Source organism: Pinirhizobacter sp. (assembly GCF_035317885.1).
Taxonomy (GTDB): domain Bacteria; phylum Pseudomonadota; class Gammaproteobacteria; order Xanthomonadales; family Rhodanobacteraceae; genus Pinirhizobacter.
This window is the reverse complement of record NZ_DATHFX010000090.1, coordinates 1-9759: the sequence shown is the minus strand read 5'-3', so window position 1 is coordinate 9759 and position 9759 is coordinate 1. Positions and strand designations below refer to the sequence as shown.

The 9759-nt window shown below is 65.0% G+C and carries 10 protein-coding genes and 1 pseudogene; 4 read left to right on the top strand and 7 right to left on the bottom strand.

The genetic code is table 11. The features are described 5' to 3' along the window. Both VK519_RS02855 and VK519_RS02850 read right to left on the bottom strand, forming a co-directional pair. Positions 1-299 (bottom strand): HIT domain-containing protein (locus tag VK519_RS02855; protein WP_324347479.1); only part of this gene is annotated, 299 nt, incomplete at its 3' end. Then, positions 296-958: a dienelactone hydrolase family protein gene (locus tag VK519_RS02850; protein WP_324347478.1), complete on the bottom strand. Its 663-nt coding sequence runs from the start codon at positions 956-958 to the stop codon at positions 296-298. The genes VK519_RS02850 and VK519_RS02855, both read right to left, overlap by 4 nt. Before the next feature lie 106 nt (positions 959-1064). Between VK519_RS02850 and rimO the strand changes: the two genes are divergently transcribed. Then, a complete protein-coding gene (rimO, locus tag VK519_RS02845) occupies positions 1065-2381 on the top strand; it encodes a 30S ribosomal protein S12 methylthiotransferase RimO (protein WP_324347476.1) in 1317 nt (438 codons plus the stop codon). 3 nt (positions 2382-2384) lie between these two features. Then, positions 2385-3185 carry a DUF3025 domain-containing protein gene (locus VK519_RS02840; RefSeq protein ID WP_324347474.1) on the top strand — a complete coding sequence of 267 codons (801 nt, stop codon included), beginning with the start codon at positions 2385-2387 and terminating at the stop codon, positions 3183-3185. Here the strand turns inward: VK519_RS02840 and greB are convergent. From greB to VK519_RS02825, 3 genes are read right to left on the bottom strand one after another with little or no spacing between them, the layout of a single operon-like run. After that, a complete protein-coding gene (gene greB / locus VK519_RS02835) occupies positions 3182-3682 on the bottom strand; it encodes a transcription elongation factor GreB (RefSeq protein WP_324347472.1) in 501 nt (166 codons plus the stop codon). The genes VK519_RS02840 and greB overlap by 4 nt on opposite strands. Further along, positions 3679-4950 (bottom strand): hypothetical protein, encoded by a 1272-nt coding sequence (locus VK519_RS02830; protein WP_324347470.1) that lies wholly within the window; start codon positions 4948-4950, stop codon positions 3679-3681. The genes greB and VK519_RS02830 overlap by 4 nt, the downstream gene beginning before the upstream one ends. Further along, positions 4950-6458 (bottom strand): helicase HerA-like domain-containing protein, encoded by a 1509-nt coding sequence (locus tag VK519_RS02825; RefSeq protein WP_324347468.1) that lies wholly within the window; start codon positions 6456-6458, stop codon positions 4950-4952. The genes VK519_RS02830 and VK519_RS02825 overlap by 1 nt, the downstream gene beginning before the upstream one ends. A gap of 34 nt (positions 6459-6492) precedes the next feature. Between VK519_RS02825 and VK519_RS02820 the strand changes: the two genes are divergently transcribed. After that, complete coding sequence (locus VK519_RS02820) at positions 6493-8037, top strand: transglycosylase SLT domain-containing protein (RefSeq protein WP_324347466.1); 1545 nt, start codon at positions 6493-6495, stop codon at positions 8035-8037. Between the two features lie 13 nt (positions 8038-8050). Here VK519_RS02820 and VK519_RS02815 read toward each other — a convergent pair whose 3' ends face one another. Both VK519_RS02815 and asd read right to left on the bottom strand, forming a co-directional pair. After that, positions 8051-8497 carry a hypothetical protein gene (locus VK519_RS02815; protein ID WP_324347464.1) on the bottom strand — a complete coding sequence of 149 codons (447 nt, stop codon included), beginning with the start codon at positions 8495-8497 and terminating at the stop codon, positions 8051-8053. A 137-nt stretch (positions 8498-8634) separates the two neighbouring features. After that, entirely contained in the window at positions 8635-9471 is an 837-nt protein-coding gene (gene asd, locus VK519_RS02810) for an archaetidylserine decarboxylase (protein WP_324347462.1), read from the bottom strand. 126 nt (positions 9472-9597) lie between these two features. On the opposite strand from asd, the pseudogene VK519_RS02805 reads away from it, so the two are divergent. Next, a pseudogene (locus tag VK519_RS02805) lies at positions 9598-9759 on the top strand (50S ribosomal protein L3 N(5)-glutamine methyltransferase); the annotation flags it as partial.

The following is a 9759-nucleotide window of genomic DNA, read 5'->3' as shown; positions in this document are numbered from 1 at the left end:
CCTTCGCGCCGCGCCACCACATGCACGTGCAATTGCCGCACGATGTTGCCGAGTGCGCCAATATTGAGCTTGTCGCAGGGAAATACCGCCCGCAGGGCTTCGCCGGCCTGTTCCACCTCCTGCCACATCAGGGCGCGCGCGTCGGCGGGCAGGTCGGTAACTTCAGCAAGGCCCGCCTGCCGCGGCACCAACACCAGCCAGCCGAAGCGCGCGTCATCCATCAGGCGCACGCTGCATAGCGCAAGCTCCACCACGGCTACCGTGTCTGCTGCCAGCCGCGGATCGAGCACCAGGCTCACGCCAGGTTCTTCTCGAAGAACGCCAGCGTGCGATCCCAGGCCAGTTGGGCACTGGGAGCATCGTAGCTGCCGCGCGCGTCGCAGTTGAAGCCGTGGTCGGCCGGATACACGTAGGTTTCCATCTGCGGCATCAGTTCGCGGTGCTTTGCCACCATTTCCGGGGGGATGGAATGGTCTTTCTCGCCGAAATGGAAGATCACCGGCGCCTGCGGCTTTTCGCTCAGGAAAGGCACGTTGCGCGAGCCGTAGTAGCTGGACGAAGGAAGGCCCAGGCGCAATGCCGCCATCAGCGCGATGGTGCCGCCCCAGCAATAGCCCACGGTGCCGATCTTGCCGGCTTCGGAAATCGTGCTGGCGGCGACTTCCACGTCGTAGAGCGCCCGCAACAGGCCCAGTTCGCTGATCAGCTTGACACCCTTTTCCATGCCGGCCTGGTCGTAACCCAGTTCCACATCCCGTTCCACGTGGTCGAAAACGGCCGGTGCGATCGCCGTATACCCGGCCTCGGCGTAGCGGTCCACGATGCTGCGGATGTGCGCGTTGACGCCGAATATCTCCTGGATCACCACGATGCCGCCCTTGGGCTTGCCCTTGGGGGTGGCGAGGTAGGCGCCAATTTCCTTGAAAGAGGACGTATCGAGTTTGACGTGCTTGCCCATGACGGGGATTCCTGTGGGGGGACTTTTCCTAGCTTAACTCGCCCGAAGCGATGGGAAAGCTGGCGTATAATCACCCGTTTACGCTCACCTTGCAGGTACCCGCGCCATGACCCAGGCGACCCAGAAAATCGGTTTCGTCAGCCTCGGCTGCCCCAAGGCGCTGGTGGACTCCGAACGCATCCTCACCCAGCTGAAGGTCGAGGGTTACCAGATCGTGCCCAGCTACGGCGAGGCCGATGCCGTGGTGGTCAACACCTGTGGCTTTATCGATGCTGCCGTGCAGGAATCGCTGGACGCTATCGGCGAGGCGCTGCACGAGAACGGCAAGGTGATCGTCACCGGTTGCCTGGGGAAACGCTCCGAGCTGATCCGCGAAGCGTATCCGGAAGTACTGTCCATCAGCGGCCCACAGGACTACGCATCCGTAATGAGCGCGGTGCACCAGGCGCTGCCGCCTGCGCGCAACAAGTTCTTCGATCTGGTGCCCGACATCGGCGTGAAGCTCACGCCCAAGCACTACGCCTACCTGAAGATCTCCGAAGGCTGCAATCACCGCTGCAGCTTCTGCATCATTCCCTCGATGCGCGGCGACCTGGTCAGCCGCCCGGTGGACGAGGTGCTGGTGGAAGCGGAGAAGCTCGTCCGCGGCGGAGTAAAGGAATTGCTGGTGGTGTCGCAGGACACCAGTGCCTACGGCGTGGATGTGCGTTACGCCGAGCGCGAATGGCGCGGCAAGTCGTATCGCACGCGCATGACGGAACTGTGCGAGGGCTTGTCCGAACTCGACGCCTGGACGCGGCTCCACTACGTGTACCCGTATCCGCACGTGGACGAAGTGATGCCGCTGATGGCGGCCGGCAAGGTGCTGCCGTACCTGGACATCCCCTTCCAGCATGCAAGCCCCCGCATCCTGAAACTGATGAAGCGCCCCGGCAACGTCGATCGCACGCTGGAGCGCATCGCGAACTGGCGCAAGCTCTGCCCCGACCTCACGATCCGCAGCACCTTCATCGTCGGTTTCCCGGGCGAGACGGATGCGGAGTTCAATGAACTCCTGGATTTCCTGCGCGAGGCCGAACTCGACCGCGTCGGCGCATTCGCTTATTCCCCGGTGGACGGCGCGCGCGCCAACGATTTGCCCGATCCGGTGTCGGAGGAATTGAAGGAAGACCGCCTGGAGCAGTTCATGGCGGTGCAGGCGGAAATCTCGGCGGCCAAGCTACAGCGGAAGATCGGCCGCACGCTCAAGGTGCTGGTGGACAGCGCCGACGCCGATGGCGCGGTGGCACGCTCGGCGGCCGATGCGCCGGAGATCGACGGCACGGTGCGCATCGAAGGCGGAAGCCGCCTCAAGGCCGGGCAGTTCGTCGATGTCGTCATTGACGCCGCCGACGAACACGATCTCTTCGGCCATCTCGCCTAGCTGATGCGTTACGTGGCGCCCACGCGCGAAGCACTCGATGCGCGCGTGCTTGGGCGTCACCCGCTCGATACCTGGTCGCAGGCCTATGGTTTCCTCGGCGGTGCCTCCTGGCCCTCGATCGAGGTACTCAATGCGCATCGCCCAGCGTCCATGCAGCAGCGCTTCGTGGCGCAGACCCCGCAGCTCCTGGCCGATGGCCTGCACTATGAGGAGCGCATTGCCGTCACCGGCGCCATCGCCACGCGCGAGCGAAACTGGCACGATCTCTTCAATACCCTGGTATGGATGCGCTACCCGGCCATCAAGCAGGCGTTGAACCTGCGGCAGGTGGCAGAGATCGCCGTGATGGGGCGCCGCGAGCGTTCGCGGCCGCAATGCGCGCTCACCCATTTCGACGAAGCAGGCATCGTGGTCCACCTGCGCGAGCCGGCGATGGTCGAAGCCTGGGATGCCCACGATTGGGAAACGTTGTTTCGCGGTTATCGTCAGGCGTGGCTGAACGGGGATACGACGGTGCACGTGTTCGGCCACGCCTTGCTCGAACATGCGCTCACGCCGGCCAAGCTCCTGGTGGGCAAGGCCATGGTGTTTCTTGGCGGTTCGGGCGACGTCCTCGATGCATGCGCCGCCGCGATCGATAGCGGCCAGGTACTCAACGATCCGCTGGAATTGCGGCCTTTTCCGCTCAGCGGATTGCCTGGTTGGCATGACGATGGCGATACCGCCGACTTCTATCGCGCCACGCCATGCTTTCAGCCCGTGCGGGCGGGAAGGATCTATCCACCGGCCCGGGCTACGGCCTAGGGGTAGGCGATGGATACCACGCAGAAGCGCGTGGGACCGGCCGGCAGTTGCGCCTCGAAGTCGTCGTCGACGTGTTTTTTTAGAAGCGCCGTGGCCATCGGCGAATCCACGCTGATCCAGCCTCGTTTGGCATCGGTTTCATCCGGGCCGACGATGCGATACACGACCATCTCGCCCGTGGCCTCGTTCTCCAGTGTCACCGTGGCGCCGAAGAATACGGCGGTGCGGTCGGTCGGCCCGCTTTCGGCCACTTGCAACACCGGAATGCGCTTGGACAGGTATCGTGCCCGGCGGTCGATCTCGCCCAGCTGCTTCTTCCGGTAGATGTACTCGGCGTTCTCCGAACGGTCGCCCTCGGCCGCGGCAGCCGCCAGGGCTTTTACAACCTCCGGTCGCACGGTATGCCATAGGTGGTCCAGTTCGCTTTTGAGCCGTTCGAAACCTTCGCGCGTGATGATGGCCGTGGAGCGCGGGGCAGGCGGTCGCCAGCGCGTCATGCCTTGCCGTCCCGGGGCAGGGCAGGCAGGCCGTCGATGTCGGCAAGCAGTTCATCCACCTGCGGCAACATGGGGTGGTCGGGCCATTCGGCGCGGGTGCGCAGCAACAGTCCGCGCGCGGTGGAGGTTTCTTCCAGGCGCAACATCATCCTTGCAGCCAAGAGGGCATACCACGGTGCTTCGTAATCTTTCGGCCACAGGCGCACATAGCCCATCGCCAGCTGGCGTGCGAGACGGGGCATGCCCAGCTGGCCAGCCTTGTCGGCCAGCGGCCCGGCGGTGCGTGGATCATCCGGGATGAAAGCCGGGTCCACCGCCTGGCAATCCTGCACCACGCCCAGGGCCTTGGTGACGTCGCCGGCGGCGATCAACTGGGCTATCCAGATCTGCCCATGCACCAACAGCTCCGCGCGACGTCCCGCCCGGCCCAGGAACTCGCGGTAGCGCGTATGGAGGATCGTCGGTGCACCGCCTTCCTGGATGCGCTCGGTAAGCATGCCCGTGGCCGCGGCGAGGTCGGTCGTGGCCAGCGTATCGGCGCGATCAAGTAGTTCCTCGTCGGCACCCTTACCCATGGCCCGGTTCAATACATCCGCCTGCGGCGAATGTCCCAGGCGGTCGGCGTGCGCATACATCAACGCGCCCATCAGGTGGAAGTTGAGCACCGTGGCATAGTTGGCCACGAGGTAAAACGGCAGGATCGAGACAATCCTTGGCAATATCCCAACCACCGTAAGCTGCAACATCACCTGTATCCCGGCGATGGCCAGGTAGATCCCCGCCATCAGGAAATACGGCGCGCCGAAACGGTTCACGGTGGCCAGCCATTGCAACGGGTTCAACGCCGACAGCGCACCGTCGCCGAAAGCGAGCGACATCGAGATCGCCGGCAGGAAGAACACCAGCACCACGCCCAGCACCAGGGCGCCTGGGCCCCAGAATGTGGGCATCATCAGCAGGTAAAGCACCGTTACGACCTGCACGGCGATCAGTACCGCCGCCGCGCCGCCACCGGCATCGCCGGCAAATTCCGGGGGCAGGGCATAACCATCGGCGGTGTGGCGCAGGCAGGCGAAGGCATATTTGTACAGCGCCCCCCAGCACAGCAGCGAGAACACCAGGCCGAACACCGGCAGCAAGGTGAGGTATTGGGCGAAGGCCAACGCCACCACGGTGGTGAGGGCCGCCGGTTGCAGCGGATAGGCGAAGGCTGAGGGAAAGCGCTCGGAGAACCGCGCACCCGCATCGATCGTCGGCTGGACCGGCATCAGCGCTTGCCGCCGAAAATGCCGCCCAGGATGCCGCGGACGATCTGCTGGCCCACCTTCGAGCCCGCCGTGCGCACCACCGATTTGGCCATGGTTTCGATCATGCCCTGACGGCGGCCGGTACCGAGCATCGCATCGCGGATCATGCCGCCCCAGTCGCTTCCACCGTGCGCCGGCGTGCCTGCCTTGCCCGAAGGCGCCGCCACCGGCGGTGCCTCGGCTGCCTTTTCACTCGCCCGGCGGGCGAGCATTTCGGCGGCCGAATCGCGGTTCACCGTGGTGTCGTACTTCCCGCTCACCGGCGAGCGCGACCTCACCTGGGCGCGTTCGTCGTCGGTGATCGCGCCGATGCGGCAGGTGGGCGTGCTCACCAGGATCTGTTGCACCGGGCAGGGCACGCCACCTTCGCCTAGCGTCGAGGCCAGCGCCTCACCCACGCCCAGCCCACCGATGGCAGCGACGACGTCGAGCTTCGGGTTGGCAACGAAGGTCTCCGCAGCCGCCTTCACGGCTTTCTGGTCGCGTGGGGTAAAGGCGCGCAGCGCATGCTGCACGCGGTTGCCGAGCTGGCCGAGGATGTCGCCGGGCACGTCATCGGGGTTCTGCGAGCAGAAGTACACGCCCACTCCCTTCGAACGGATCAGCCGCACCACTTGTTCCACTCTTTGGCGCAGCGCCGGCGGCGCATCATCGAACAGCAGATGCGCTTCGTCGAAGAAGAACACCAGCTTGGGCTTGTCCAGGTCGCCGGCTTCCGGCAGCGCTTCGAAGAGTTCGGACAGCAGCCACAGCAGGAAGGTGGAATAGAGCCTGGGGTTGAGGATCAGGTCTTGCGCGGCGAGCACGTTGATCACGCCGCGGCCGCTCATGTCCTGGCGCATCAGGTCGGCGAGTTCCAGCGCCGGCTCACCGAAGAAGTGATTGGCGCCGGCTTGCTCGAGCTTCAGCAGCGAGCGCGTGATGGCTCCCACGCTCTGCTTGCTCACCAATCCGTATTTGGTGGAGATCTCCGCTGCGTGTTCTGCCGTGAATCCGAGCAGCGCGCGCAGGTCGTCCATGTCCAGCAGCAACAGGCCCTGTTCGTCGGCCAGGCGGAAGACGATCTCCAGCACGCCTTGCTGGGTGTCGTTCAGTTCCAGGATGCGACCGAGCAGGGTAGGGCCCATCTCCGACACGGTGGCCCGGACCGGGTGGCCGAGCTTGCCGAAGAGGTCCCAGAACACCACCGGGTTCGCACCCGGCTGCCAGCCGGCCAGGTCGAGCTTGTCCAGGCGCGCCTTGAGCTTGTCGCCCGCGGGCGCCGCCGCCTGCGAGAGCCCTGCAAGGTCGCCCTTGGCGTCGGCCAGGAAGCAGGGCACGCCCAGTTTCGAGAACCCCTCGGCCATCACCATCAGGCTTACCGATTTGCCGGTGCCGGTGGCCCCGGCGATCATGCCGTGGCGATTGCCGTAGCGGGGGTCCAGCTCGATGCTGGCGCTGGCGTTGCGGCCGATGAATATTCCCGACATGGTGTTTCTCCCGTGGCTGCGGTGGATTCTAGCCGTGCAGGCGCGTAAGGTGCCCGCATCATTGCCGCGGGTTGTTCTTGTGTCGTCGAAGTCGTTGAGTTCGCTTTCCCTGCTGCCGCTCGCCGCGGCCATCGCTGTCCTGGCCGGTTGCGCGGGTAGCCCGGCGCCCAAGGCTGGCGCGCCAACCGCCGTCGATGCGCTCTACGCCCAGCTCGACCAGGCCAGCAAGGGCTATGAGACGGCCATCGAGCAATCCCGCCAGGGCGATACCGCGGGCTCGGCGCGCACCCTGGACGCCTCGATGAATACGCTCAAGGACATCGCCGCACGATGCACGCCGGCAACTGCTTGCGATCCGCAGCGGGTGCTCAGCGTCTACGATCGCCTGCTGCGCCTGAAAGACGCCAGCTTCATCGCCGGCGAGGAAGACGACACCATCGCCGAGACCCCCGATACGCAAACCAGCCTCGGCACCTCACCGATCAGTACGGCGATCCCACAGGTGCAGCGCAGTGTCACCATGCTGCGCGGGCAGAAGCTGTCGGACCTGGTGGCCATGAACGGGCCGGTGAAGGCGGCGCTGGAGATGTGGCTTACCCAATGGCGCCCGCAACTGATGGACGCCTATGTCAACTACCAGTACCTGCGCGCCCAGATGTGGCCGGAATACCAGAAGGCTGGCCTTCCCGAGGCGGTGCTCTTCGGCATCCTTGCCAAGGAATCCGGCGGCAAGGTGCACGCGGTATCGCGGTCGGGTGCGTCCGGGCCATTGCAGTTCATGTACGCCACCGGCATCCGCTTCGGGCTTTCCAGTGCCGACGGTTTCGACCAGCGTTTCGACCCACAGCTGGCCGCACGCGCCAACGCGGCCTACCTTGACGAGCAACTGGCCCAGTTCAACAACAATCTCGAACTCACCCTGGGTGCCTACAACGCGGGCGAGGGGCGCATGCGCCGTCTGGCCCAGCAATACCCCGGAGTGGACTTCTACGATCCGCAGATCTACAACCAGCTCTCGCCTGAAACGCGCGAATACGTGCCCATGGTGCTCGCAGCAGCGTGGCTGTTCCTGCACCCGGAGAGTTACCACCTGAATTTCCCCAAGGTCGATGGCGTGCCAGGTTCCATTGCCCTGCAGCGGCCAGCTTCGATCAGCGAGCTGACGGTTTGCCTTGGGGGCGCCGGCGGCATGAATGAAGGTTGGTTCCGCACCCTGCGCAACCTCAATCCGCGACTGGATCCGCAGGTGCCCCAGCCCACCGGTTCGCGCCTGGCGGTGCCTGTGGCGCTGGAGAAGGCCTATGCAGCCAGCTGCACGTCGGGGCCGTGGCCGATCCTGGCCAACGACCTGCACACGGCGGTGAAGCCGGTGGTGATCGGGCCGCCACCTGTCGCGGCAGCCGTGGTGGCTTCGCGCCCGCACGGCACGCGGAGCTACAAGGTACGGCGCGGCGACACGCTCGCCGGCATCGTGCGCAAGCTCGACTGCACCAACGTGGAAGAAGTGGCGAAAATGAACGGGATTTCGGGCCATCACCTGAGCCCGGGCCAGACCCTGAAGGTACCAACCTGCCGCTAAGCGGCGAGGGGTCTTAGTTCACCGACAGGCTGTTGCCGTTGCCCATCCAGGCGACCGTGGCGTCGGTGGGCTGCTCCACCTCACGAAACTGGCGCAGTACCGTGATGATGCCGCGGTGCAGGGTGAGCATCTGCGGATCCTTCGAGCCGCGGCTTTCGTGGAACACCACGGCAATCCACAGGGCGATGCCGCGCATCCGGGCCTGCATGCTTTCCGACCGGGCGCGGACCAGACCGACATCCGCACCGGTGCCGATATCGCCAGGCGGGTGGTTTTCCGGCGTGCCATAGAGGACGGGGGATTCGCACTTTCCCGCAAGATCGAGCTCGCGGCGAACCAGGATGGCCAGCTGCGGCTGCATGCGTGGCGGCAGACCGTCGATCAGCTTCTGGATTTCCGTCAACTGCCTGCGCAGGCGCATGGCACGGTTGAAGGCCACCAACCGGTTCATCAGTCGCATCTTGGCTCCCCGAGTACACGTGAGACGTAACTGAACCGAGGATAACAATCATGTTCGGCAATTGCACGCCTAATTGGTCACAAGATGACCAGCCGGGTCACTTATTTCCCACGCTTGCCCCGTTTTGGGGAAACACCTCAGGTATAACCGCCGATCCGCTGGCCGACCCGAAGTACCTGGTCCGGGCTTAAGTTGTCCAGCTGCACCCCTTCGGGGAACAACAAAATCACCGTGGAGCCCATGTTGAAGCGAGCCATCTCGGCGAACCGTTCCAGGTGGATGCCGCGGCCACGGCAGTCCCGAACCTTGATGGCGTGGGCATACGGCGGGATGGTCAGACCGTCCCAGACGGTGGCCACGCTTGAGACCAGGATGGCGCCGACCATCACCGAGACGAAGGGGCCGTGGTTGCCCAGGAAATGACAGGCCAGTCGCTCGTTGCGCGCGAACAGGCGCGGGATGGCCTGCACCGCGAAGGGGGCCACGCTGAAGATGCGGCCGGGTACGTGTACGGTGCGCTCGAGTTCTCCGCCGAAGGGCATGTGCACGCGATGGTAGTCGCGTGGCGACAGGTACACGGTGACGAAGCTGCCGTTCCGGTAGGGCGCGGCTGCAGCCTCGTCACCCAGGAGCTCGGCGGCCGTATACCACTGGCCCTTGGCCTGGAAGATTCGCCCGTCCTGGATGGGCCCGGCCTGGCTGACCCTGCCGTCGGCGGGACTCAGGATAGCCAAGGGGTCCGGATCGGCCGAGCGGACATCGGCGCGCAGCTTGCGCGTAAAGAAGGCATTGAAATGCTGGTAGGCGCCTGGATCGGGCTGGGCTGCCTCGTGCATGTCCACCTGGTAGGTCCGGACGATGCGGCCGATGAGGAAATCCTTCCACGGACGCCATGTCCAGCGGGTCGCCCAGTACACGATGCGGGACAGGGCGCGGTGGGGAAGGATGTATTGCAGCAGGACCTTGGGCTTCATCGGCGAAGTATATCGGTAGCCTTGCCGTTTCCCCGCACTCAGCCAGGTCGTCGTTGCCGCCCTGCGAGGGATGTCGTTGGCAAGGCTTCGCGGCGACGTACCTTATACTTGCTGCCTTGCCCCTGGCTGCAAAGCGCCCCCGTGACCGACGAACTTGCCACCATCATCGATTTCATCCGCTACGGCGCCAGCCGGTTCGGCGCCGCCGGACTGACATTCGGGCACAGCTACGATAATGCGCTGGACGAAGCGACGCATCTGATCCTGCACACGCTGCATCTGCCGCAC

Excerpts from the sequence above, each read along its gene's own strand:
- VK519_RS02850 (WP_324347478.1), bottom strand. The coding sequence starts at position 958 with ATGGGCAAGCACGTCAAACTCGATACGTCCTCTTTCAAGGAAATTGGC.
- rimO (WP_324347476.1), top strand. The coding sequence starts at position 1,065 with ATGACCCAGGCGACCCAGAAAATCGGTTTCGTCAGCCTCGGCTGCCCC.
- VK519_RS02840 (WP_324347474.1), top strand. The coding sequence starts at position 2,385 with ATGCGTTACGTGGCGCCCACGCGCGAAGCACTCGATGCGCGCGTGCTT.
- greB (WP_324347472.1), bottom strand. The coding sequence starts at position 3,682 with ATGACGCGCTGGCGACCGCCTGCCCCGCGCTCCACGGCCATCATCACG.
- VK519_RS02830 (WP_324347470.1), bottom strand. The coding sequence starts at position 4,950 with ATGCCGGTCCAGCCGACGATCGATGCGGGTGCGCGGTTCTCCGAGCGC.
- VK519_RS02825 (WP_324347468.1), bottom strand. The coding sequence starts at position 6,458 with ATGTCGGGAATATTCATCGGCCGCAACGCCAGCGCCAGCATCGAGCTG.
- VK519_RS02815 (WP_324347464.1), bottom strand. The coding sequence starts at position 8,497 with ATGCGACTGATGAACCGGTTGGTGGCCTTCAACCGTGCCATGCGCCTG.
- asd (WP_324347462.1), bottom strand. The coding sequence starts at position 9,471 with ATGAAGCCCAAGGTCCTGCTGCAATACATCCTTCCCCACCGCGCCCTG.